Below are 24,271 nucleotides of genomic sequence, written 5' to 3'. Positions count from 1 at the left end.
ACCTTTCCTATCAGAAGAACTTCACCTTTCTAGTGCTGATAAGTAAACTATTGATAACCAAGAGACGTTAATGGTTGTGAAGGTGAGGAAACGCATTGATAGTGGCGAAACTAATCTTCCTATTTATAATTATTTTAATACCACAGAAAAGCCCCACAAAAACCCGGGCATTGAAAACAAAGTTAATATGATACAACAACACACAAAACAGGCCAAGTCTAAGCAAGCGTCTCAGAGTTTTACAAAGAACCGTTATTCAGTTTTATATACATTGAAAGGCCAATATCAGCATGTAGGTTGCTCATCGGAAGAAGAGGCGCAGCATGTGCTGGGAATGTTGATGACTGATGGAAACCGCATTCCGGTCGGGATTTATGATTCTGCGACGGACTCGTTCGAATGGGAGATCATCGGCCAGTATTTTCACAGCCAGGACCCGATCACCGCACAACAGGAACGCTTGCATGAAGTCCTCACCATTTCCCGCTCGCTCCGTCGCCGCGATTCCAGTTGGCAACCCGGACATTTGCAGACACCAAGCTTCTTTGCTTAAAAAAAATATTTGTATGCGGGCGTGTTTAGTCGCGCTCGCTTACAAAAAAGTTGCATTTTGATCGCGCTCCCAGCCGACGCCTCACCGCAAATGCAGCACCACCAAAGCCACAATCGCTGGCATCGCTTGTATGAAAAATATCTTTTTGCTAGCAGTCACGGCTCCGTAAAGTCCTGCGACGATTACGCAGGTTAGGAAGAAAACGGCGATGTGAGAAAGCCCATTGGTGATCCTCAATAAAGAATGTCCAGATCAAACCGGCTGCCAGAAATCCGTTGTAAAGTCCTTGATTGGCCGCGAGTGTTTTAGTTGGCGTAAACATTTCAGGAGCCAGCGAACCTTTGAATGTCTCCTTCCCCTTCGTCTCCCAAGCGAACATTTCAATATAAAGAATATAAAGATGTTCAATCGCAACAAGGCCGACAAGAATTTTGGCTAGGATTTCCATGGGTTGATTCGTTTAATGAAAATGGGATTCACAAAAATAAAAAAAGAGCTGCCCAATCTTTTTCACAAAATGGACAGCTCTCTTTCACACACAACACCCCTTACTTCAACCCCTTCCCAGTCGCGGCCCAGTAGATGCCTCCGTAAAGGTGATCGAGGAATGATTGGTCGGAATAGACTAAACCGATGTGGCCCAGTCCGGTGTAGAACGCGCGGCCGCCGTCGTAGTTGTGATACCATGACATCGGATGCTCTGCGCCCATTCCTGTGCCTTGGTTGGTTTTTGGATCGTATGATTTTTCGTCGAGCGTGATCAGGATTTTAAGATCGTCGGCGTTGTATGGCTTTTTGTATTCGTACCATTCGTCGGTCCATAATAAACGTTTTGGGAAACGCTCCAATCCCGGGAAATTGCTGTCTTTCACATCCAGGAATGCAGTTTGCTGCGCCGGGTGCGTTTTGAAATACATGCCTACCAGCTTGCCATACCATGCCCAATCGTATTCTGTATCGGCTGCGGAGTGAATTCCAACATAACCTTTTCCACTTTTAATGTACTTTTCAAATGCCGCCTGCTGTGCATCATTCAGCACGTCGCCGGTGGTGTTAAGGAAAATAACGGCTGCGTAATTAGCCAGACTTTTATCATTAAAAACGTCTGCATTTTCCTGCCAGTCCACTGAGAAATTGTGCCGGGAAGCGAGATTACGGATTCCGGAAACGCCTTCGTGAATGGAAACGTGGTGAAAACCAGCGGTTTTGGTAAATAATAAAACTTTAAACTGCTGTGCCTGAGAGGTAGCGGTGCTCGCGATTACAAAAAGCAGAGCCAGTAATTTTTTAAGCATAATGGTTTGGATTCGGTGTTTAACGGGATTTTATAATTAGTAATAAAACAAAAAGAAGCTGGAATATACTTTCCTGCGGGTCTTTTTCAGCAAGACTATAAACCTTTCCAAAGGATTTGCGTATCGTAATCTGTATAATGAACATATTTGCGGTTCTGCATCCAAAGCAAAATGCTTTTGTCATTTTTTTTCTGATAGCGCGGCACAACAGGACGCACATTATCAAACTTTGAATTGCGTGTAACGGGCGTTATTTTCCAGGTTTTACCCAAGTCTTTGGTCACACCTTTTGATATCTCAAAAACATCATTGACTTCATGTGAAAAATAAACAACCGATGGGTTCAACGGATCTATGGTGAGTCCGCCGGAATAATTTTCCTCACGCTCTTTCTTGCCCTCAGGCGTTTGGGGAAACCATTTTCCTGAATCACTGATATGGTGATCATTCCACTTTTTACCGTCAAAAACGGCGTAATAATATTGATGCTTTTCATTAGTCGGATAGCGCGTGTAAGCTATAACGGGCTGATTTTTTGCATTAATAACAATGTCGAATATCCACGCTTTACCGGTTTCCGGAGTTGCTTTGTAAACCAATGTTGCATCCGTAGGGTGGAAAGGGAGCTGGCTTACGTCAGCGATTTTAGAACCATCGACACGCCAGAATGCGTCCTTTTCATAATAACAATAATAGACAGAATTGAGCGGCTCAGAATTGGGATGACCGTCGGTAAAAATGAGGTGGATCTTTGATTTTCCATCAGAAAAATATTTCACATAAGGCCTGTTGTTCAGTGTCAAGCGCTTTCGAAGTGATCACCACAACCGGGTCCGACCAGGTTTTTCCATTATCGGTGGAAGTGATAAAATTAGGTTTGAAACCAATCCAGCGCCCAAAACTGAAAATCTTATTTCCCTCGTCACTGAGCAAAAACGGATTGGCATATGTGTAAGTCTCGCGCTTGAACTTGGCCAGCAACTCAGGCGTTTGCGGTTTAAAAACAGTGGAATCGGAAAAACTTGTAATGTCAGACGCTTTCAATGTTGTGTTTTGAATCACGCCCATTCCCTTCGCATCGCCGCCGTGCCACGTGTATTGTGTCAAAATACGATTGTCCGGCAATTGCAGAAATGCAGGATTGTCATGGTCGTCAATTTCAAGTTTTGTATAAAGCGTTTTCTGCTGCGTTTTCCCCGATTTTGGATCAAGTGACGCGGCAATGATGTCACCCGTTTTGGTTACCCAGCCCGTCACTACGGTGCCGTCTTTGGTATAAATCGCCCGTGGATCACTGAACCAGCACCATGCGCCATCGTCCGTCAGCGTCGCTTGTTTTTGGGCAAATGCATTGGTTACAAAACTGGAAAACAAAGCAATGGTAAGCAGAAAGCGCATTTTAAGCTGGTTTGGTTCACTCAAATAAGATTAGCAAGATGCAAATTCTACTGCATTCCGCGTCATATCCTTGGATGCCCACGTGGCCATGGCATTGATGACCTCTTCCAGGTCGCGGCCCGCTTCGGTAAGGGTGTAAGTTACAAATGGCGGCACGACAGGCTTTGCTTCCCGGATCAGCAACCGATCATTTTCCAGCTGCTTCAAGTGTTGAATGAGCATTTTTTCAGTGATATGCGGCATCGCCTTCTTAATCTCCGAATAGCGCTTGCTGCCTGCCAGCAAATGATACAATATAATAGGTTTCCAATGTCCGCCGATCTTATTCATCACATAAGTGACCGGGCATTCCTGCATTACAATCTCCCGGTTGGCATTGAATGTTGAGCTCTCTTTGATCTGTGTCATGATACATACTCTGGGGTAAGTACTTGTCTAAAAGTAAGTACAAATATAGCTTTGCTGAACAATTAACCAAAACAAAAACATGAAATACATCATCACAGGGTCATTGGGAAATATCAGCAAACCCGTAACAAAAAACATCGTTGCAGCAGGACATGACGTAACCGTTATCAGCAGCAGCGCAGACAAGCAAACAGAAATAGAAGCGATAGGCGCGAAGGCAGCCATTGGTTCAGTAACCGACGAAGCATTCTTGAAAACAACATTCAAAGATGCAGACGTGGCTTATCTGATGATCCCAAGCAGCTTTTCACTTACTGATTATGCCAAATTCCAGCTTGAAGTGGCGGATAAATATCTGGACGCGTTAAATGGCAGCAACATTAAGCACATTGTTTTGCTGAGCAGTTTGGGTGCACAGCTGCGGAAAGGTGCAGGTCCGATCGACGCATTGGGTTATCTGGAAGAAAAGCTGCTTCAACTGACGCATCTGCATGTGAATTTCCTTCGTCCGTCTTATTTCTTCTCTAACTTGTTCAGTCTTGCCGGAATGATCAAGCATGCCGGGATCGCGGGAAATAACTTTGGAGACACGGATGAAAAGCTTGTTTTGACCGACACGAACCATATTGCAGACGTTGCTACTGACGCATTACTTAATCTTTTTACCGGCCAAATCATCACAAACATTGCTAACGACGAACGCCACCCAACCGAAATTGCTGCGATCCTGGGCAATGCCGTTGGCAAACCAAACACGCCCTGGATCACATTCTCGGACGAAGACGCATATCAAGGAATGCTCGGGGCTGGCTTGAATGAAAGTTTTGCAACGCTTTATAAAGAAATGGGCCAGTCGATAAGAGGCGGGGAATTGCGAGGCAGAATACTGGAAAAACCGTCCTGAACTTGGGAAGTTACAAGCTAGAAGATTTTGCGAAGGAATTTGCGGGTGCCTATGCAGGAGCATAATGTTCGCAATATATAGAGATGAGAAAAAAGCAAAAGCCGACCTTGAAAATCAAAGTCGGCTTTTGCTTTAATGCATTTATAAGCACATCATCTGCCCATTTTCAACCTCGTCTGCGCGCCGCCTGCGGCGTCTTTCAACTCCACTTTCAAGCCTCTTTCTTTCGCCAGATTTCTGTCAATGACAAATGTAATTTGCTGAATTCCTTGCGGTAAGGCTGCGGGAAATGCTGCCGTCTGAAATTTTGATCGGCTTGTTGGCAGCATAGGCAGTGATTCCGTTAGACATGTTGGACGAAAGTGTCACATTTCCTTTGGTTAGCACTTCAATGTCAAACTTTACAATGCTGAATGATTTTCCTGCTGATTCGATAACTGGCAACTCGCTCAATGGCAGCTCGCCGGAAACCTTGCTGTAAGCCGGGGCCACCGTAACTTTTGCGCCCTTACCCAAAGCGACAGAAGGGTCATTTACAATTTTACTAGCGGTTTGCTTATCAGCCGTGACACTTTCCCAGCGTCTTATCAACCCGTGTGTTAGGCACCCTGAAATCACCGGATTCACCCAGTTTGGTCAAATATCCTACTAAATCGATGAATTCAGTTTGATCCAGACTGGCCGTTAAACCAGGAGGCATGAGTCGAGCCGGGGACTTTTCCCCATCACTTGCACCTGGCTTTTTGCAATAGAAACTTCCTTGCCCGTCACATCCCGGATCACCACTTCCGAAGCGCCGTCGCTTGCGAGATGGCCCACAGTTCCGATCCGTCTTTTTTCACGACACGTTTCAGATCATAACCTTCTTTAATGGACAAATTAGGATACAAAATCGAGCGAATGATGGTTTCTGCCGGAGAACTGGTTCCTAAGCTGCTCAAATCCGGCCCGATCAGTCCGCCCGCGCCGCCAATGGCATGGCAGGTCGTGCAGCTTGATTCTGCCCGTCGGAATATTTGCTCTCCTTTGGCAGGATCACCTTTTCCCTCACCAATTTTGCTAAGCCCGCGATCTGCTCATCATTCAAATCCTGCGGCATTTTTTGTGTCGGCAATGCGCCTCCCGATGCTCCCAATGCTTTTTTCAAAGCCAATATTTCATCGATATTCTGGCGCGTCCAGCCAGCTCTCGCCTGAACCAGTCTCCTGCCCGCCTTAGCTGTTGCTTCGGGAATTTTTTTAGCGGCAATGGCATCTGCCAACGCTGCTGCTCCCGGATTAGTAGAAACGAAAGCCATGAAAAGTTCGCTGAGATCCGTGTCAGCAGGCAAAGTGCGCATCAGCTCCGTGCCAATGCGTGCAGCTTCTTTCGGATCCAGTTTGGCCAGTTGCGAAACAGCGATCACGCGAACTTCGGGTGTATTTTTTGGACCTGTTAGTTCAGTTGTCAGTTTCAGTGCCTTTTCTTTATCAATGGAATTAAGCGATGCTAATGCTGCTTTTTTCGTGTTTGCATTCCCGTTCTGAACAAGCGTTGCGAGCCGATCCGTGAGCTGCGTCAGTTCCCACAAGCCAACCAAACGAATTGCGCTTAAACTCACCGCTTCATCGTCACTGCCAGCCGAAGCGAAGCAATGCGCTCTCGTCGACTTGTCCGGTTTCAGCATTACGTTGACCGGCAGCACTTTCCAACGCCGCCGATTGTCCGACAGCATTTTTATTATTGCTTTGAAGCGACAAATCGAGCAATGTGTTCAAATCAGATGAAGCTGGCCCAATCCGGCAATGCTGCCCAGCACATCGTTCTGATAATCATCCGGAATCTGACCTTTTTCATAAAGCTGCACCAGCATTGCCGCGGCCTGCGGACTTGTTGCCGATTTCAATGCATAAGCCGTTTTCTTAGCATCGCCCAGGAAACCCGGTTCAGATTTCAGGCGCGCCAGCCAGATCGGTTCCAGCTCGCGAACGGTTTGCCATAATGCAAAATCCAGAAATTCGTCCATTTGCCAGTCCAAAACAGTCAGCGCATTCTTGGCGGCATCGGCCGTTTTTGTCTTGCGCAATGCAATAACGGCTTCCATCTCGCGCCTGCGCATGCTCATCTTTTACGGCTTTGGCCAATAATGCTGGCACATTCTGCACCTTTGGAAACCACGATTCCAGCGCCCGCAATGCGGCTGCACGTGCGTTATGAGTTTTCGCATTCAGCAATTCAAGCAAAACAGGCTGGTTAAATGTTTCCAATGTCTGATAAAGCCAAAGTGCTTCGAGCAAATTGTGCTCGTAATTTTTATCACTTTTATCCAAACCCTGCACCCATTTTTCCAAAGCAGGAATGACTTCTTTTACACCTTTTGCTTTTAAAACCTGCTTAGCCTGCAAGCGAGTCCATTCTTCGGGCAACTTTAATGCTTCCAGAAGTTCTGATATGCTGGCTTTTGCCAATTGCGGTTTCTTAACCAGCGGCCGGTTTTTAGCAACGATCCGCCAGATGCGTCCGTGCTGCTGATCGCGCCGCGGATCGTAAAAATCCACTTCTCCGTGCTGAATGATCGGGTTATACCAGTCTGCGACATAAATAGCGCCGTCGGGACCTACATTGATATCAACCGGACGAAATGCGACATTATCCGTCCACATTAAGTCATCCGTTTGTTTCGAAGCATAACCTGCGCCTTGCTCTTCTAATTTAAAACTGTTGATGCGATTGGCGCGAAAGTCGTTGGTGATCATTCTGCCTTGCCATGCGTCGGGCAAATGCGTTCCGGAAACCACATCCAAGCCGCTGTGTTTAGGCTGACCAGGATTCAAACCGCGCATGATGCGTGCTGCACCCGGTGCAGTAACAAATGTTGCACCCGGAAATCCATAGTTAATCCCCTCACCACCAGCACCATCTGTAAGGAAAGATTGCCCCCAGCGATCAAATTGCAAACCCCACGGATTGACCAAACCGCGTGCATACACTTCCATATCGAGATTGCGCGTATTGAGCGCCCATACGCCGCCGCCTTCCAGTCTTTTTATGCCAAAAGGCGTTTCTACGTGGCTATAAATGTAGATCGACTGGTTAAAATACATGCGCCCCTCAGGTCCCCAGCGAAATGTGTGGATCAAATGGTGCGTGTCGCCTGTTCCAAAACCATTGAGCACGCGGCGTTTTTTATCGGCTTTTCCATCACCATCTGTGTCTGAGAAATGTAGTATTTCGGTCGAATTTGCAACATAAACGCCGCCGTCACCGGGCAGAATTCCGGTGGGCTGAATAAGGCCTTCTGCAAAAATCGTTGACTTATCGGCCTTGCCGTCGCCATCGGTGTCTTCCAGCACAAAAATCTTATCATTAGCAGATTCGCCCGTTTTCAAATGCGGGTAAACCGTGCTGCTCACCACCCATAAGCGGCCCTCTGCATCCCAGTTCATCTGAATGGGCTTCGCAACCATCGGGTCGGATGCAAATAATGTAACTTCAAAGCCGTCAGCGACTTTGAATGATGCAAGCTCTTTCTGTACGTCCGGATCCGGATCCTCTTTAATGTTCTGAACGTTGTTGGAAGAGGTTGTAAGCAGGATCGTCGCAATAAGCGTCGCTCCATATAATAGCTTGGTTGTGTTCATATTGGCGGTCGGCGGTCGGCTATCGGCATTCAATAGCATTAGCCGGTTAGAGTTAATTTTTGATATTCCTTTTCAGAACCATTTATTTGATTGCCGTTCACTGAGTGCCGATGGCCGGATCAATCCATCTTCCGCAGCTCATACACCACTTCTTTTGGCTCGCTGTTGATGATGATCTGGCCTTCGAGGAATTTGATGAGAATGTTCTGATCTTCAAGACCTTTCACGTGACGCCCCTGCTCATATCTACGAAAACCGACAATGTAGGTCTGGTTTAATGGCCTGTATTGGAAAAAGTGAAGCTCATTCTTTTTTAAAATCATATTCCGAATTTCAGCAACCTGAGAAAATTGCGGCCCTTGCTTGATGGCAACGCCATTTTCCCAATCCTTCGCCGAAGCAGCAGCCACCAGATTATTCTCTGAAATTAGAACATAATTGCCCTTTTTTAGCCCGGTAACGCGAATAACACGCGCGTCGTCAGCGACTGAATTGGCCGATTTAGGAGCTGGCAACGGAAGATATTTATTATCGACAGCAAATTTGGCAAGCACCGCCTCATTATCCGATTGCAATGCGCGACCATTCGAAACATCTGATTTATCCTTGCCAATGGTGACTGCGGTTGATGCCTTGGCCACTTCAAGACCAAGTGCTTTTTCCAGCGTCATTGCCAGATGATAATAGCCCAATTCGTTCAAATGGACTGTATTTTCGATGATTTCCTCCTTCTTGCTTGTATTTAAAATAGGATTGTAAATGTCGATAAACTGCTTGTTCCGCTGAGCCGACACTTCCGAAATCGCTTTGGAATAAAGCACAAGATCCGCATTGCGCTGGTCGATGCGCTGTGCGGTGTCGCTGGAAACAACTGGGATCGTTGAAAGCAAAATGGACTTTGCACCCAGCTCGTCAATCTTATCAAGCAACTTGTTCAGCCCTTCTTTAAAATGAGCGATTCCTGCCTGACCATCCTGGGCTTCCACGCCTCCATATGCCAGAAAAACAACCGTAGGCTGCGTTTTGGTGATGTCTTCCATCAAATGTTCGTAGGGAGTCGGCGGATTCGTATAAGTGCTGCGGCCTTCACCCCAGACATTATCGCCAGTCCAGCCTAAGTTTCTGAATGTGACTCCTTTATCAGCAAAACGTGTGGTAAGTGCCAGTTCGAGATAACCGAATTGGAAATCGTTTTCAAAAATAGAATTGCCAAGATAAACGACGCGATCGCCGTCTTTGAGTTGAAATGGCCCGGGAGCTGGGCCTTGCGCTGTGGCAGAAGAGATTGGTAATGTACTGAATAGAAATAAAATGTAGCCCAAAACGGCCGTTACTCTGGTCTTTCTCATGCATGTTGGGTTTAGTATTGCCTTGCAACATTGTATAAAGGAAGATCCCGAGATAAGTTAACCGTTGGTTGTCATAAATAAATGCAGACGTGGCATTAACTAGTTGAATGACTGTCTGAATTCCAGTGGGGAAAGGTTCGTTTTGCGTTTGAAGATTTTGTTAAAAGACTGCGGATGTTCAAACCCGAGCTGATATGCGATTTCTGCAATGCTCATATTGGTTGTGCTCAGCACGCCTTTTGCTTTCTCAATAAGCTTATTATGAATGTGTTGCTGTGTATTTTGACCCGTATGCGTGCGCAGCATATCACTCAGATAATCGGGTGAAACGTTCAGTTTTAGCGCAACATCTTTCACCGTCGGAAGCGCGAGGTTAAGGTTATTGTTGAAATGGTCTTCAAGTAATCCTTCAAGTTTGACAAGCAGATCATTACTAGCCGCTTTGCGAGTAAGAAATTGTCTGTGATAAAAGCGGTCCGCGTAGTTGAGCAGCACTTCTATTTGTGAAATAATCACGCGCTGACTGAAATTATCAATGTTGGATTTATATTCCTGTTCAATGTTTTCGAGGACGCCGTAAATGGTGTTTTCTTCTTTTTTGGACAAATAAAGTGCCTCATTCACCGCATAGGAGAAGAATTTGTAGTTTTTGATCTCAGTTGCCAGCGGATGTCCCATCAGGAAATCGGGATGAAAGAGCAGCATAAAACCTGTTGCAGGCCTGTCTCCAACTTCTTCGTAGCAAATCTGCCCGGGCGCGATGAAAGACAAAACGCCTTCATCAAAATCATAATAATGCTGCCCGTAACGCACTTTTCCCGTAAAATCCCGCTTAACGGCGATCACATAAAAATTAAGGATGCAGCCGTCGCTGTAATCGGTTGGCGAATAAAAAATATCATCAAACCGGACCACACTAACCAGCGGATGCTCCACTTCTGTAATGCCATGCAAGCGGTGCAACTCACTGATGGAGTCGATCACAACCGGAGCGTTTTTCTTTTTCATATCATCAGGAAAAAGAGAGCCGTTGCACCAACGACTCTCCGTTATAAATCACTTGTCAATCCAGCCCATGCCAGCTTCGTCATAACGAGCGCCGGTAACACCCAAAGGCACAATGCTTTCCAGATTTGCTATTTCTGCTTCTGTTAATACAACATTTACAGCCGCAATGTTCTCCTCCACGTATTTAACACGCTTGGTTCCCGGGATCGGCAAATGTCCTTTCGCAATGATCCAGGCAAGCGCAAGTTGTGATGAAGTTACATTCTTTTCCGATGCCAAGGCTTCAATCGCGTCCGCAAGTTCCAGGTTTTTGTAAAATTGCTCGCCCTGGAAGCGGGGAATGCTTCTGCGGAAATCATTTTCAGGAAAATCATCCGGACTTGTGATCCTTTCGCCAGAAATAAAACCTCTTCCAAGTGGCGAATAAGCAACAAAACCAACGCCCAGCTCCTTTAATGTATCCAGAATCCCAGCTTCCTCAACGGTTCTTTCGAATAGTGAATATTCCGTTTGCAATGCACTGATCGGGTGCGTAGCGTTTGCTTTAATAAGCGTTTGTGAAGAAACTTCTGACAATCCCAGATAGCCCACTTTTCCTTCTTTTACGAGATCAGCCATCGCGCCAACCGTTTCTTCAATCGGAACTTCCGGATCCAGACGGTGCAAATAATACAGGTCAATGTAATCCGTCCCTAAATTTTTCAGGGAACGTTCAACGGACTTTCTAACGTAATCAGGCTTGCCATTGAATTTCCAGGTAAGCTGCTCATTGTCATCGATTTCAAAACCAAATTTTGTCGCGATAATGTAACTGTCGCGATTTCCTTTAATGGCTTTGGCGATCAGCCTTTCGTTCAGCAATGGTCCGTAAAGGTCGGCTGTATCCAGAAAGTTTCCACCCAATTCCATCGAACGGTGAATGGTTTTGATCGCTTGCGATTCGTCTGCTTTGCCATAAATGTCGGCGCCGGCAATCTGCGTCATGCCCATGCAACCCAATCCTATATTCGGCACCGTAAGGCCCTGACTTCCTAACTTAAATTGTTTAATGCTCATCTTTTTTCTTCTGTTTATTTACTATGCAAAACTACCGTTGAATAAAAAGATGGCTGTATCCAAATCAGGGAAGGTTGTATCCAAAAGCAGGCGCAGCAATTTTGCATCAAAATTCCGACATTCGCCCAAAACCTATACACAACACCAATCAATATGAGATTACGTTTTCTCCTCCTTTTCTTTATTATAGCGCGCTCGTCTTTCGCCCAAAAAGAAGCCCCGCAGCAGTCGCTTAACCATTACATTGTATTTCTGGACAAGACTTCCGAGCAGTTTATCAGCCGTTTCCATATGGTCGTGAAATATCAGTCGGATGTAAATCAATATCGTAAAAAACCCATCAATGAGCCCCGGCTGCCATCTTCCGGCCCGTTAGAAGGATATTATTTCAAAACTGCGTTGGCTGCAAAAGGCCTTAGTGCGACAGAAAGGGAACAGCTTAATGTTGCTGCAAATACAGTCTGGCAGCTGCTCAACGACCTGGATCTGGCATGCAAGCAGCTCGAAACGCATGTGCATCTACAAGCGTATGAAAGCGATAACTTTCAAAAATCGGATGCGCAGGTGGAAGCGATTCAAGCATTGTTTCCGCGATATAGCCAGGAAAAAGACATTTTCTACAAGCACATTCAACAGATTTACCGCCGCCATCAGCCTTATAGCGGATCAGATCCTTATCTGTTTGCAGAAAAAGAAATCGAGCAAGCCATCCTGAACCAGCGCCTTTTAATGGACTCTCTTCCTTATCTTATCAATGAAGAAAGCCGCCTTGAATGGCCCATTGAGGCAGTTCAAAACAGCATGCTGGCCGATGAAATGTTGCTCAAAACACTTGGAAGCACACACGCCAAGTTGCAATATCCGGCCTCCGATGCGTTTCTCGCATTTAAGTCGTCACTTTCCTCATTGCAAGAAGTGAAAAAGAGGATCATCGACGGTTATACATTCACAGCAAAGCAATCGGCCGAGCATGGAAATGAGGCTTACATTTCCCTGATGAACCACTTTGATCAGGACTTACTGGCATTTTACAAGTCATTTGTAGATTACAGCCAACCGCAGAAGCGCCTGCTTTACTATCCGGCTTTCAGTCCGATTTTTACCAAAACAGCGATCATTGGTAAAGCAAAACAAACATCGCTCACGCAACCGTTCGAAGATAAGCCGCTGCAATCATTTACTGTTAAAAAAGCCGCTTCACCTGCATCTCCGGCCACAATCCGGACGCTGAATGATTATATTGAATTCATCAATGAGTCGTTGCGTCAAATGCATTTGTTGCAATTAACATTGCGAAATTATCAATCGTCCGCCGAATCTTACCGCGATCCTGCAAAGGCTGAGTCGCGTGCCGGACTGAGTTATTCACATGAAAAATTCCAGCCTCCGTCAGCTGCATACACACTGCTTTTGAATGCAAGTGCTTCCGTTCCAGTGCCTTACCGTGCGTCCATTAACAGTCAGACCGAAGTTTTGATGAACATGTTAAAGGAAATGGACGGGCTAAGCATTCAGTTGATTCATTACACTTCCGAAAAGCAATATCTGACCGATCATTTGAAGCGCTCGGACGAAATTCTGGATCGCTATCTGACGCTTTTTGACACATTTGATAAGAAGAAAGAACAACTTTACAATGATCTGCGACGGGTTTACGACAGTTTCCCCAGCGCCAACCCCGCGAGTTCATGGATTGTTGCAGGCCAAGTTTTACAAAAAGCAATGGACGACGACCGGGAAGTTCTGTTTGGTGTCAAAAGTTATTTGAAATCAGAAACCGAAAATGTTCCCGCGACCGAAGCAATTGCAGCAAATTCAACGCAACTAATTGCAGATGAATACACTAATCTTAAAGGATTGCAGCGCTATGGCCGAAGCAATGGACTTTGCCCCTACTCACCGTATGAGGATTTGGCGACGAACACAGCGCGGTTTGCAACCATGAGCAAGCAGTTAAAACGAGCTGATGAAGGTTCGGTGCGGCATCCTTTTGAGTCGTTCTACTATTTTTATAACAATGAGCTGGTTTATCAATACAACAAATTTGTCGAACTGGCCAAAGACGGGTTGCTGAAAGCGGTTAATCAGCCGGATCTGTTCGTTTTGCGGAAATTATCACCCGCTAAGACCAGCAAGCCGACGGCGCCGAAACCAGTGGAAAAAGATTCCGTTCGCAATGTGCCGGTTGCTAGTATTTCAGTGAAACACCCAGTTGAAGGTCAACCAGTTACCCGTTCCCTGGAAGGATTTGCGGCCAATAATATGGTTCTTTTGCTCGACGTTTCGTCGTCTATGAACTCACCTTTGAAGATGCCGCTTTTAAAACGCTCCATCAAATCGATGCTAACGCTCCTCCGCCCGGAAGATAAGATTGCGATTGTTTTATATTCCGGCAAAGCCCGCGTCGTGCTCAAACCAACGTCAGGAGCTAAATCAGCAGAAATCGCCCGGATGATCGATCTATTACAATCAGACGGTGACACGGACGGCAACGAAGGACTCCGTCTGGCTTATAAAACAGCCAATAAGCAATTTATACGTGGGGGCAACAACCGCATCATTCTCGCCACCGACGGCGAATTTCCGGTGAGCCAGGAAGTGACGCAAATGATCGAACAAAACGCCCTTCAAGACCTTTTCCTCACCATTTTCACATTCGGCCGCCACGCCCACACCGGCTAAAAGCTCAAAAAACTAACCGACCTAGGCCAAGGCACCTACGCCCACTTCACAGAAGAAACCGCAGATCTGCAATTGATCTTAGAAGCGCAAGGGAAGAGAAGCAATGCGCGTTAGATGGGTTTTGCCTTTCACACGTGTCCAAATTTGCCGTTTTCTGGTTAGTAGCAATTGCCGATCCGTGAACTCACCGAATTACGCACCAAAAATTTGTGGAAAATTGAATATTTTGGCATAACCCGAAAAGAAAAAAGCCTGCTAATCTGTTGATTTGCAGGCTTTTGATGCTTTTTGTTATTTCTTCAAGTGATCCCGCTGGGATTCGAACCCAGGACCCATACATTAAAAGTGTATTGCTCTACCAGCTGAGCTACGGAATCCTATTTGGTGATTTTTGACTGTTCAACCTCAGTTTTTGCTTTGATGTAAAAGGCCCAGGACCCATACATTAAAAGCGGACGCCGCGCGGTGTATTGCTCTACCAGCTGAGCTACGGAATCCTATTGTTAATTTTCTGCTAATTTTTCCGCTGCCCTGTTCCTCAATCAGTGGTGCAAAGGTACACTTTAAAAGTCCGCTTCCAAATCGTGGCGAAAAGTTTTTCACGCCTTTTTCAGTGCCTATACGCTAACATTCTGTTTTTCAAGACAAATGCATTGGCAAAAAAATTTTCATCTGATGCTTCTTGGAAGACATTCGCGCTTTAAGAAAATTATTCTTTCGGTTGCATTTATAATCTTGAATGAACTTCGTCTACACAGCAAGTAACTGCTAGATTACCTGGATATTAAGGTTTTTGTGTTTTTTTAAGCCGCACTCTTGGAACTAAATAAATTATTACTACATTTCGAACAATTAATATTCTACAAACATATTCGATTTGTGATAAAATATATTTGAGTTAACTATTTCTACCTCTTTCTCAAAGAGTTGCATCCTCCGTTTCTAAGTTTCAGCCCAGGGTTCGCCCCTATGATCAGAAAACAAAACAATTCTCTTTTCAAAGTTTTGCATCATTCAATTTAACAACCCATATAATTTAATTCTTCAACATTTTTACCTGATCAACATTGATGAAATTTTTACAGAAGCTAGTGTATGCGTGCGGGTTGCTCGGCCTTATGGTGGCAGCGACCCCGGATGACGAGTTGCAAAAGAATCAGTTTGCTGTAGCGACGCAGGTGAACTGCGGTGGAAGGACCTGGACCCATGACGAGTTGCTCGGAAACGTTGGCGGCAGACCGGTTTACACAATTATCAACCAAAACAGGATCTACATCCGCTGGGATGGCAACCCCGACCAGAGCCGGAAATTTGAGGCGTTTGATAATACAGCCATCCTCTTGCACATGGATAACAACAGGTTTCCTAATAATACCGAAGGAAACTACATTGTTAACAAATGCGTGAATTCTATTGACCCAAGCACCATGGGCAATAACTATCTGGGACGCCAGCAAGGCAATATGATCCCTTGTAATGGCAAACCCATCACCGACGGATTGCAGCTGGGAACTTACATGGGCGGTGACGGCGTGCGGACTTTCCAATATGCGATCATTAAAGACGGCTTGCTGCGCGTGAATTTTCACCGCGAAACGAACACATACAGCAGAGATGCGATTTCAATGGGTTTGATCCGTCAAACCATTGAGGGTGAGTTCGGAAGCTTCATGAACCCTAACATGGGTTTCAACCTGAGTTATTACGAAGTTCAGAGCTGTTTCTGGAATGAACTTCCTAAAAACCCTGATTCGGTAGTCGATGCCGAGCCAAATTGCCCGGGCGGTCCTACCCTGGGAAATATCAGCAACATTTCACAAACAGGATTGCGTTTTGGCTTTACAGGCAGCGGTGTTCCCAACATCGACTGGCGGATCAAATCCGGCTCAACCGTGGTTCGGTCTGGTAAAACAGGAAACTTGGGTGGCTCAGATGTAGACATTTCTTACTCTACATTATCAGCTGGCAATTACACATTGGAGATCGAAGGCGGCGACTGCGCCTTCTTCGGTGAGCTCAAAAACATTCTCCGTTTCGCAGCCTAACTGCCCTGGCGGACCAAGCATTTCAAATGTCCGCAACGTTTCTCCTACCGGCCTTACTGTTGACTTCAACGGTTCAGGCGTTCCTAACTTGACATGGCGTATAAAACTGAACGGTAACGTGGTTGCCAATGGAAAAACAGCAAATCTGAATTCAAATTCTGCTAACATTTCATTCGGACTTTTAGCAGTTGGTTCTTACGCACTTGAAATCGAAGGCGGCGACTGTTCTTCTTCGGTGAGCACTTCTAATTTCAGCATTATCCCGGGAACTTGCCCTGGCGGACCGACACTTGGCAACATTTCCAACATCACCTCAACCGGCCTGCGTTTTCAATTTGACGGAAACGGTGTTCCTAACATCACATGGAGAGTAAAATCGGGCGGCAACATTGTTCGTTCCGGCAAAACGCCTGGACTAACATCTTCACTGGTCGACATCTCATTTGCCCAATTGCCTGGCGGAACTTACACTTTGGAAATCGAAGGTGGCGATTGTATTTCAACAGTTAGCTCAAAAACTTTTGCAACCCAGCAGACCAACTGCCCCGGTGGCCCAACCATTTCGAGCATCAAAAACGTTTCTGCAACGGGTTTAACAGTTGACTTCAACGGATCTGGCGTTTCAACATTGACCTGGCGGGTCAAACAAGGCGGCACAACGGTTGCGAATGGTAAAACTGGAGCTTTGAGCTCTAACTCTGCTTCGATCACATTCGGAACCTTGGTTGTAGGCGCTTATACCTTGGAAATTGAAGGTGGTGATTGTGTTTCTTCAACCAGCACTTCTACATTCAATGTTACCAATGCTAATTGCCCTGCCGGTCCGATATTGTTATTCGTAACAAACGTTTCACAAACTGGTCTGCGCTTCCAATTTGACGGAAACGGCGTTCCTAACATTACTTGGAGAGTAAAATCTGGTGCTACGGTTGTTCGCTCTGGCAAAACCCCTGCTCTGACTTCGGCCATTGTTAACATCTCCTTTGAGTCGATCGCACCGGGAGGTTACACATTGGAAATTGAAGGCGGAGATTGTATTTCAACAGTTAGCTCAAAAAGCTTTACAACAGCTGTTCCAAATTGCACAAGCGGACCGACCATTTCAAGCGTTAAAAATGTTTCTGCAACGGGTTTAACTGTTGACTTCAACGGATCAGGCGTTTCAACATTAACTTGGAGAGTAAAACAAGGCAGCACCACAGTTGCCAATGGCAAAACCGGCGCTTTAAGCTCTAACTCTGCATCCATCTCGTTCGGCACATTGGTTGTTGGCGCATATACTTTGGAAATTGAAGGTGGTGATTGTGTTTCTTCGGTTAGCAGTTCTACATTCAATGTTACCAATGCAAACTGCCTTTCTGGCCCAACGATTGTTTCGGTAACCAATGTTTCACAAACTGGCTTGCGCTTCCAATTTGACGGAAACGGTGTTCCTAACATTACTTGGAGAGTAAAATCAGGTGCTACGGTTGTTCGCTCTGGCAAGACGCCTGCATTGACTTCGGCAATCGTTAACATCTCCTTTGAGTCGATCGCACCGGGAGGTTATACATTGGAAATTGAAGGTGGTGACTGTATTTCAACAGTTAGCTCAAAAAGCTTCACAACAGCAGTGCCGAATTGCACAAGCGGACCGACCATTTCAGGCGTTAAGAATGTTTCTGCAACTGGATTGACAGTTGACTTTAACGGCTCTGGCGTTTCAACATTGACTTGGAGAATCAAACAAGGTTCTGCCACAATAGCGAACGGCAAAACTGGAACATTGTCATCCAATTCGGCTTCGATCACATTCGGAACATTGGTTGTGGGTGCTTATACTTTGGAAATTGAAGGTGGTGATTGTGTTTCTTCGGTTAGCAGTTCTACATTCAATGTTACCAATGCAAGCTGCCCCGAGGGACCAACATTATTAGCTGTAAGCAATGTATCGCAAACTGGCTTACGTTTTCAATTCCATGGAAACGGTGTTCCTAACATTACCTGGAGAGTAAAATCAGGCGCTACGGTTGTTCGTTCTGGCAAAACGCCTGGATTGACTTCGGCCTTTGTTAACATTACATTCGAATCCATTGCACCGGGAGGTTACACGTTGGAAATTGAAGGTGGCGATTGTATTTCAACAATTACCTCAAAAAGCTTCACAACCGCAGTTCCGAATTGCACAAGCGGACCGGCTATAACAAGTGTTAAAAATGTTTCTGCAACTGGATTGACAGTTGACTTCAACGGATCTGGCGTTTCTACATTGACTTGGAGAATCAAACAAGGTTCTGCAACTGTTGCAAACGGCAAAACGGGAACATTGTCATCGAACTCTGCTTCGATCACATTCGGGACATTGGTTGTGGGCGCTTATACTTTGGAAATTGAAGGCGGCGATTGCGTTTCTTCGGTTAGCAGTTCTACATTCAATGTTACCAACGCAAACTGCCTTTCTGGTCCTACGATCGTTTCAGTTACAAACGTTTCCCAAACCGGCTTGCGCTTCCAATTTGATGGAAATGGTGTTCCTAACGTCACCTGGAGAGTAAAATCAGGTGCAACGGTTGTTCGCTCTGGCAAAACGCCTGCATTGACCTCTGCAATTGTTAACATTACGTTTGCATCCATTGCACCGGGAGCTTACACGCTGGAAATTGAGGGCGGCGATTGTATTTCAACAGTTAGCTCAAAAAGCTTCACAACCGCAGTGCCGAATTGCACTAGCGGACCGGCTATAACAAGCGTTAAGAATGTTTCTGCAACTGGATTGACAGTTGACTTCAACGGTTCAGGTGTTTCAACATTAACATGGAGAATTAAGCAAGGTTCTACAACTGTTGCAAACGGCAAAACAGGAACATTGTCATCGAACTCTGCTTCGATCACATTTGGAGCATTGGTTGTTGGCGCTTATACTTTGGAAATTGAAGGCGGCGACTGCGTTTCTTCTGTCAGCACGTCTACATTCAATGTTACCAACGTAAACTGCTTGGCTGGCCCGACGCTTCTATCCGTAACGAATGTATCGCAAACGGGTTTGCGCTTCCAATTTGACGGAAACGGCGTTTCTAACATTACTTGGAGAGTAAAATCAGGTGCGACGGTTGTGCGTTCCGGCAGAACTCCTGCTTTGACTTCGGCCATTGTTAACATTACATTCGAATCCATTGCAGCGGGAACCTACTCGCTTGAAATTGAAGGTGGCAGTTGCACGTCGGTTGTCAGCGCTTCTAACTTTACTGTCACTTCAACAGACAGCCGTCCTACATGTCAGTTTGGACCACTGTTGAAGACCATCATTGATGCAAAACCAACCGAGCTTACATTCAACTTCCACGGAGAGAATGTTGCCAGCATTGATTGGAAAATTCTTCAAGGCACTACTGTAATCCGTTCAGCGCGTGTTGAATTGACAAGTGATCGCCCAACAATTACTTACGCGGCACTTGCACAGGGAGCTTATACACTTGCAATTGAGGGTGGCGCCTGCCGGTCTGAGGTGCAGACGTTGAGCTTCCAAATCGGCCTGATGCCAGCTCCTGTTGCGAGATTTGCAGCTGTTCCTGCAAACGAAGGAGTTGAATTAGCCTGGACTGCTTCCGAGCAAAAAGACGGAAGTGAGTTTGAGGTTGTGCGTTTCAATAGCAGCTTGAAAACTGCGTCGGTAATTGGTAACATCGGATCGTCTGACCAGCAATTTGGCGAATACAGGTTTGTTGATAAAACCCCACTTTCGGGAGTTAATCACTACCAGCTGAATGTGATCGATAAAAACGGCACTTACTCAAAAAGTGAAATTGTCAATGCCCGTTACGAAACGATCAACAATGTCACAGTTTCCCCGAACCCTGCGAAAGATTTCGTGAACGTAGAGTTTTATTCGAAAATCGCCGGACAAGGAAAACTGGAAACATTTAATATCAGTGGCGTGAAAGTAAATGCAGTCCAGCCAACAATTAAACAGGGACTCAACAAAGTCGCGCTTAATGTATCTGGTTTAGCCAACGGCCATTATTTTATCAAGATTACTTCTGGGGTTCAGGAAACGAACCTGAGATTCTTTAAATCTAACTAAAAACAAGGCGTAAGGAAGGCTGTGGCAGCAATGTCGCAGCCTTTCTTATGAACCTCTTATAACAACCCATATAATTTAATTCTTCAACATTTTTACCTGATCAACATTGATGAAATTTTTACAGAAGCTAGTGTATGCGTGCGGGTTGCTGGGCCTTATGGTGGCAGCGACCCCAGATGACGAGTTGCAAAAGAATCAGTTTGCTGTAGCAACGCAGGTGAACTGCGGTGGAAGAACCTGGACGCACGATGAGTTGCTCGGAAACGTTGGCGGCAGACCGGTTTACACAATTATCAACCAAAACAGGATCTACATCCGCTGGGATGGCAACCCGGACCAGAGCCGAAAATTTGAGGCTTTTGATAACACGGCCATCCTTCTACACATGGATAACAACAGGTTTCCTAACAACACCGAAGGAAACTACATTGTTAACAAATGCGTGAATTCTATTGACCCAAGCACCATGGGCAATAACTATCTGGGACGCCAGCAAGGCAACATGATCCCTTGTAACGGCAAACCCATCACCGACGGATTGCAGCTGGGAACTTACATGGGCGGCGATGGCGTGCGGACTTTCCAATATGCGATCATTAAGGATGGCTTACTGCGCGTGAATTTCCACCGCGAAACGAACACATACAGCAGAGATGCGATTTCAATGGGTTTGATCCGTCAAACCATTGAGGGTGAGTTCGGAAGCTTTATGAACCCTAATATGGGTTTTAACCTGAGTTACTACGAAGTTCAGAGCTGTTTTTGGAATGAACTTCCCAAAAACCCTGATTCAGTTATCGATCCTGAGCCAAATTGCCCGGGCGGCCCGACGTTAGGCAACATCAGCAACATTTCACAAACAGGATTGCGTTTTGGCTTTACAGGCAGCGGTGTTCCCAACATTGACTGGCGGATCAAATCCGGCTCAACCGTGGTTCGTTCCGGTAAAACAGGAAATTTGGGTGGCTCTGATGTAGACATTTCTTACTCGACATTATCAGCTGGAAATTACACATTGGAGATCGAAGGTGGCGACTGCGCTTCTTCGGTGAGCTCAAAAACATTCTCTGTTTCGCAGCCTAACTGCCCTGGCGGACCAAGCATTTCAAATGTCCGCAACGTTTCTCCGACCGGCCTTACTGTTGATTTTAACGGTTCGGGTGTTCCTAACTTGACATGGCGTATAAAACTGAACGGTAATGTGGTTGCAAATGGAAAAACGGCAAATCTGAATTCCAATTCTGCTAACATTTCGTTCGGACTTCTGGGCGTTGGCTCTTACGCACTTGAAGTCGAAGGCGGCGACTGTTCTTCTTCGGTGAGCACTTCTAATTTCAGCATTACCCCAGGAACTTGCCCTGGCGGACCGACTCTTGGCAACATTTCTAACATCACCTCAACAGGCCTGCGTTTTCAATTTGACGGAAACGGTGTTCCTAACATCACATGGAGAGTAAAATCGGGTGGCAACATTGTTCGTTCCGGCAAACGCCTGGATTAACCTCTTCACTGGTCGACATTTCTTTCGCCCAATTACCTGGCGGAACTTATACTTTGGAAATTGAAGGTGGCGATTGTATCTCATCAGTTAGCTCAAAAACTTTTGCAACCCAGCAGACCGACTGCCCGGGCGGCCCAACCATTTCGAGCATCAAGAATGTCTCGGCAACGGGTTTAACAGTCGATTTCAACGGATCTGGTGTTTCAACATTAACTTGGCGGGTAAAACAAGGCAGCACAACGGTTGCGAATGGCAAAACCGGCGCTTTGAGCTCAAACTCTGCTTCGATCACATTCGGCACATTGGTTGTTGGCGCTTACACATTGGAAATTGAAGGTGGTGATTGTGTTTCTTCGGTTAGCAGTTCTACATTCAATATTACCAATGCAAACTGCCTTTCTGGCCCAACGATTGTTTCGGTAACCAATATTTCACAAACTGGCCTGCGCTTCCAATTCGACGGAAACGGCGTTCCAAACATTACATGGAGAGTAAAATCAGGCGACGCGGTTGTGCGCTCTGGCAAAACGCCGGCATTGACTTCGGCCATTGTCAACATCACATTCGAATCTATCGCACCGGGAGGTTACACTTTGGAGATTGAGGGTGGCGATTGTATTTCAACTGTTAGCTCAAAAAGCTTTACAACCGCAGTGCCTAATTGCACAAGCGGGCCGACCATTTCAAGCGTTAGAAATGTTTCTGCAACGGGTTTAACAGTTGACTTTAACGGATCAGGTGTTTCAACATTAACTTGGAGAATCAAACAAGGTTCGACAACGGTGGCAAATGGCAAAACTGGCGCTCTGAGCTCTAACTCTGCATCGATCACATTCGGAACATTGGTTGTAGGCGCTTACACATTGGAAATTGAAGGTGGAGACTGCGTTTCTTCGGTTAGCACTTCTACATTCAACGTGACAAACGCAAACTGTTTAGCTGGTCCGACATTGTTATTTGTAACAAATGTTTCACAAACTGGTCTGCGCTTCCAATTTGATGGAAACGGTGTTCCAAACATTACATGGAGAGTAAAATCAGGCGACACGGTTGTTCGCTCTGGCAAAACGCCTGCATTGACTTCGGCCATTGTTAACATCTCCTTTGAATCTATCGCGCCAGGCGGTTATACATTGGAAATTGAAGGTGGTGACTGTATTTCAACGGTTAGCTCGAAAAGCTTTACAACTGCCGTGCCAAATTGCACAAGCGGACCGACCATTTCAAGCGTTAAGAATGTTTCTGCAACTGGATTAACTGTTGATTTCAACGGATCAGGCGTTTCAACATTAACTTGGAGAATTAAGCAAGGCAGCACAACAGTTGCCAATGGGAAAACCGGCGCTCTGCGTTCAAATTCTGCTTCAATCACATTTGCTGGACTTGCGACCGGGACTTATTCGCTCGAAATTGAAGGCGGCGACTGCGTTTCTTCGGTTAGTTCAAGATCATTCGAAGTTACCACCACAGACACCCGCGTTCCATGCGCATTGGGTCCTAACCTGAAAGCGATCACTGACCCGAAAAATACGGAGCTTACTTTCAACTTCCACGGAGAAAACGTTGCGAGCATCGATTGGAAAATCATGAAAGGAAACAACATGATGCGTTCAGCGCGTGTAAACCTTCAAAGTGACCGTCCAAAAATCACTTTTGCTTCCATTCCTGACGGCGATTACGTGCTGGCTATCGAAGGCGCTTCCTGCACGTCGACGGTTCAGACCATGTCGTTCAGAGTTGGAAATCCGCTGCCGATCCATATCTCAAGATTTGATGCGACGCCTACTGACAATGGTGTAGAACTTTCATGGAATGTTGCTGACGAAAAAGACGGCAAAGGATTCGAGGTTCTGCGTTACGATAGCGAGATGAAAAATGCTTCCGTGATCGGTGAATTGCCATTGTCTGATAAGCGACTGGGTGAATACAAATTCCTGGATGCAACACCGATTTTCGGCAACAATTATTACCAGCTGAAAATGATTGACGAAGACGGCACGTTCCTGACAAGCCGCATTATCAACGTGCGTTACGAGGCCATCAGCAAAACGGTCGTTGCGCCTAACCCGGTTAGAGATTTTGTCAACATTGAATTTGTTTCAAAAATAGCTGGCAAAGGAAAGATCGAGACTTACAGCATGACCGGTGTGAAAGTGAATTCAATCCAAACCGACATTGCGGCTGGTAAAAATAAAATACCGCTTAATGTAAACGGACTTGGTGACGGACATTACTTCCTCAAAGTCTATTACGGAGATCAGGAAATGAACCTGAGATTTTTCAAAATGAGATAACAGTTGAATAGTTGGTTAAAGGGCTGCGACATATGTTGCAGCCCTTTTTTTATGCTGTCAGTGCAGTGGGTTTTTCATTAAGAACATTGAACGGTTAA

General features: G+C 45.8%; 20 protein-coding genes, 1 tRNA gene and 1 pseudogene. 7 read left to right on the top strand and 15 right to left on the bottom strand.

What is annotated here, in order from left to right:
* Positions 1–187: 187 nt before the first annotated feature.
* Complete coding sequence (locus AC0IYG_RS06335) at positions 188–553, top strand: hypothetical protein (protein WP_471710237.1); 366 nt, start codon at positions 188–190, stop codon at positions 551–553.
* Positions 554–634: 81 nt separating this feature from the next.
* Here the strand turns inward: AC0IYG_RS06335 and AC0IYG_RS06330 are convergent.
* The 5 genes and pseudogenes from AC0IYG_RS06330 to AC0IYG_RS06310 form a co-directional block, all read right to left on the bottom strand.
* A pseudogene (locus AC0IYG_RS06330) lies at positions 635–1,001 on the bottom strand (DUF1304 domain-containing protein).
* A 100-nt stretch (positions 1,002–1,101) separates the two neighbouring features.
* Positions 1,102–1,848: a ThuA domain-containing protein gene (locus AC0IYG_RS06325; RefSeq protein WP_471710236.1), complete on the bottom strand. Its 747-nt coding sequence runs from the start codon at positions 1,846–1,848 to the stop codon at positions 1,102–1,104.
* A gap of 95 nt (positions 1,849–1,943) precedes the next feature.
* Positions 1,944–2,627 (bottom strand): BNR-4 repeat-containing protein, encoded by a 684-nt coding sequence (locus AC0IYG_RS06320; protein ID WP_471710235.1) that lies wholly within the window; start codon positions 2,625–2,627, stop codon positions 1,944–1,946.
* Positions 2,611–3,246, bottom strand: coding sequence for a hypothetical protein (locus AC0IYG_RS06315; protein ID WP_471710234.1), 636 nt, complete (start codon positions 3,244–3,246; stop codon positions 2,611–2,613). Before AC0IYG_RS06315 ends, AC0IYG_RS06320 begins: the two co-directional genes overlap by 17 nt.
* A 30-nt stretch (positions 3,247–3,276) precedes the next feature.
* Positions 3,277–3,654, bottom strand: coding sequence for a winged helix-turn-helix transcriptional regulator (locus tag AC0IYG_RS06310; protein WP_471710233.1), 378 nt, complete (start codon positions 3,652–3,654; stop codon positions 3,277–3,279).
* Between the two features lie 79 nt (positions 3,655–3,733).
* On the opposite strand from AC0IYG_RS06310, the gene AC0IYG_RS06305 reads away from it, so the two are divergent.
* A complete protein-coding gene (locus AC0IYG_RS06305) occupies positions 3,734–4,558 on the top strand; it encodes an NAD(P)H-binding protein (RefSeq protein WP_471710232.1) in 825 nt (274 codons plus the stop codon).
* A gap of 240 nt (positions 4,559–4,798) precedes the next feature.
* Here AC0IYG_RS06305 and AC0IYG_RS06300 read toward each other — a convergent pair whose 3' ends face one another.
* The 9 genes from AC0IYG_RS06300 to AC0IYG_RS06260 form a co-directional block, all read right to left on the bottom strand.
* On the bottom strand, positions 4,799–5,176 hold the full coding sequence (locus AC0IYG_RS06300) for a hypothetical protein (protein ID WP_471710231.1): 378 nt from the start codon (positions 5,174–5,176) through the stop codon (positions 4,799–4,801).
* A gap of 66 nt (positions 5,177–5,242) precedes the next feature.
* Positions 5,243–5,377 (bottom strand): hypothetical protein, encoded by a 135-nt coding sequence (locus AC0IYG_RS06295; protein WP_471710230.1) that lies wholly within the window; start codon positions 5,375–5,377, stop codon positions 5,243–5,245.
* Positions 5,338–5,574, bottom strand: coding sequence for a hypothetical protein (locus AC0IYG_RS06290; protein ID WP_471710339.1), 237 nt, complete (start codon positions 5,572–5,574; stop codon positions 5,338–5,340). Before AC0IYG_RS06290 ends, AC0IYG_RS06295 begins: the two co-directional genes overlap by 40 nt.
* Positions 5,511–6,272: a hypothetical protein gene (locus AC0IYG_RS06285; protein ID WP_471710228.1), complete on the bottom strand. Its 762-nt coding sequence runs from the start codon at positions 6,270–6,272 to the stop codon at positions 5,511–5,513. Before AC0IYG_RS06285 ends, AC0IYG_RS06290 begins: the two co-directional genes overlap by 64 nt.
* Before the next feature lie 39 nt (positions 6,273–6,311).
* Positions 6,312–6,563 (bottom strand): hypothetical protein, encoded by a 252-nt coding sequence (locus tag AC0IYG_RS06280; protein WP_471710227.1) that lies wholly within the window; start codon positions 6,561–6,563, stop codon positions 6,312–6,314.
* Positions 6,484–8,178, bottom strand: coding sequence for a PVC-type heme-binding CxxCH protein (locus AC0IYG_RS06275; protein ID WP_471710226.1), 1,695 nt, complete (start codon positions 8,176–8,178; stop codon positions 6,484–6,486). Before AC0IYG_RS06275 ends, AC0IYG_RS06280 begins: the two co-directional genes overlap by 80 nt.
* Positions 8,179–8,297: 119 nt before the next feature.
* Complete coding sequence (locus AC0IYG_RS06270) at positions 8,298–9,527, bottom strand: GDSL-type esterase/lipase family protein (protein ID WP_471710225.1); 1,230 nt, start codon at positions 9,525–9,527, stop codon at positions 8,298–8,300.
* Positions 9,528–9,626: 99 nt separating this feature from the next.
* A complete protein-coding gene (locus AC0IYG_RS06265) occupies positions 9,627–10,535 on the bottom strand; it encodes a helix-turn-helix domain-containing protein (RefSeq protein WP_471710224.1) in 909 nt (302 codons plus the stop codon).
* 48 nt (positions 10,536–10,583) lie between these two features.
* Positions 10,584–11,591: an aldo/keto reductase gene (locus tag AC0IYG_RS06260; RefSeq protein WP_471710223.1), complete on the bottom strand. Its 1,008-nt coding sequence runs from the start codon at positions 11,589–11,591 to the stop codon at positions 10,584–10,586.
* Positions 11,592–11,744: 153 nt separating this feature from the next.
* On the opposite strand from AC0IYG_RS06260, the gene AC0IYG_RS06255 reads away from it, so the two are divergent.
* A complete protein-coding gene (locus AC0IYG_RS06255; protein WP_471710222.1) occupies positions 11,745–14,273 on the top strand; it encodes a VWA domain-containing protein in 2,529 nt (842 codons plus the stop codon).
* A gap of 304 nt (positions 14,274–14,577) precedes the next feature.
* On the opposite strand, the gene AC0IYG_RS06250 is transcribed toward AC0IYG_RS06255, so the two are convergent.
* A tRNA-Lys gene (locus tag AC0IYG_RS06250) sits at positions 14,578–14,650 on the bottom strand.
* 693 nt (positions 14,651–15,343) lie between these two features.
* Here AC0IYG_RS06250 and AC0IYG_RS06245 point away from each other — a divergent pair.
* The 4 genes from AC0IYG_RS06245 (at position 15,344) to AC0IYG_RS06230 (ending at position 24,173) form a co-directional block, all read left to right on the top strand.
* Positions 15,344–16,318: a hypothetical protein gene (locus AC0IYG_RS06245; RefSeq protein WP_471710221.1), complete on the top strand. Its 975-nt coding sequence runs from the start codon at positions 15,344–15,346 to the stop codon at positions 16,316–16,318.
* Positions 16,284–20,378 carry a T9SS type A sorting domain-containing protein gene (locus AC0IYG_RS06240; RefSeq protein ID WP_471710220.1) on the top strand — a complete coding sequence of 1,365 codons (4,095 nt, stop codon included), beginning with the start codon at positions 16,284–16,286 and terminating at the stop codon, positions 20,376–20,378. The genes AC0IYG_RS06245 and AC0IYG_RS06240 overlap by 35 nt, the downstream gene beginning before the upstream one ends.
* Before the next feature lie 109 nt (positions 20,379–20,487).
* Complete coding sequence (locus tag AC0IYG_RS06235; RefSeq protein ID WP_471710219.1) at positions 20,488–21,879, top strand: hypothetical protein; 1,392 nt, start codon at positions 20,488–20,490, stop codon at positions 21,877–21,879.
* Positions 21,825–24,173, top strand: coding sequence for a T9SS type A sorting domain-containing protein (locus AC0IYG_RS06230; protein WP_471710218.1), 2,349 nt, complete (start codon positions 21,825–21,827; stop codon positions 24,171–24,173). Before AC0IYG_RS06235 ends, AC0IYG_RS06230 begins: the two co-directional genes overlap by 55 nt.
* Positions 24,174–24,271 lie beyond the last annotated feature (98 nt).

It is taken from the genome of Dyadobacter sp. AC419 (assembly GCF_979253085.1).
This window is presented reverse-complemented; position numbering and strand designations above follow the sequence as displayed.

What these genes read in the sequence shown, in the direction of transcription:
- AC0IYG_RS06265 (WP_471710224.1), bottom strand. Translation starts at nt 10,535, where the DNA reads ATGAAAAAGAAAAACGCTCCGGTTGTGATCGACTCCATCAGTGAGTTG.
- AC0IYG_RS06305 (WP_471710232.1), top strand. Translation starts at nt 3,734, where the DNA reads ATGAAATACATCATCACAGGGTCATTGGGAAATATCAGCAAACCCGTA.
- AC0IYG_RS06275 (WP_471710226.1), bottom strand. Translation starts at nt 8,178, where the DNA reads ATGAACACAACCAAGCTATTATATGGAGCGACGCTTATTGCGACGATC.
- AC0IYG_RS06285 (WP_471710228.1), bottom strand. Translation starts at nt 6,272, where the DNA reads ATGCTGTCGGACAATCGGCGGCGTTGGAAAGTGCTGCCGGTCAACGTA.
- AC0IYG_RS06315 (WP_471710234.1), bottom strand. Translation starts at nt 3,246, where the DNA reads ATGCGCTTTCTGCTTACCATTGCTTTGTTTTCCAGTTTTGTAACCAAT.
- AC0IYG_RS06325 (WP_471710236.1), bottom strand. Translation starts at nt 1,848, where the DNA reads ATGCTTAAAAAATTACTGGCTCTGCTTTTTGTAATCGCGAGCACCGCT.
- AC0IYG_RS06270 (WP_471710225.1), bottom strand. Translation starts at nt 9,527, where the DNA reads ATGAGAAAGACCAGAGTAACGGCCGTTTTGGGCTACATTTTATTTCTA.
- AC0IYG_RS06235 (WP_471710219.1), top strand. Translation starts at nt 20,488, where the DNA reads ATGAAATTTTTACAGAAGCTAGTGTATGCGTGCGGGTTGCTGGGCCTT.
- AC0IYG_RS06260 (WP_471710223.1), bottom strand. Translation starts at nt 11,591, where the DNA reads ATGAGCATTAAACAATTTAAGTTAGGAAGTCAGGGCCTTACGGTGCCG.
- AC0IYG_RS06255 (WP_471710222.1), top strand. Translation starts at nt 11,745, where the DNA reads ATGAGATTACGTTTTCTCCTCCTTTTCTTTATTATAGCGCGCTCGTCT.
- AC0IYG_RS06230 (WP_471710218.1), top strand. Translation starts at nt 21,825, where the DNA reads ATGGAGAGTAAAATCGGGTGGCAACATTGTTCGTTCCGGCAAACGCCT.
- AC0IYG_RS06310 (WP_471710233.1), bottom strand. Translation starts at nt 3,654, where the DNA reads ATGACACAGATCAAAGAGAGCTCAACATTCAATGCCAACCGGGAGATT.
- AC0IYG_RS06335 (WP_471710237.1), top strand. Translation starts at nt 188, where the DNA reads ATGATACAACAACACACAAAACAGGCCAAGTCTAAGCAAGCGTCTCAG.
- AC0IYG_RS06245 (WP_471710221.1), top strand. Translation starts at nt 15,344, where the DNA reads ATGAAATTTTTACAGAAGCTAGTGTATGCGTGCGGGTTGCTCGGCCTT.
- AC0IYG_RS06280 (WP_471710227.1), bottom strand. Translation starts at nt 6,563, where the DNA reads ATGGACGAATTTCTGGATTTTGCATTATGGCAAACCGTTCGCGAGCTG.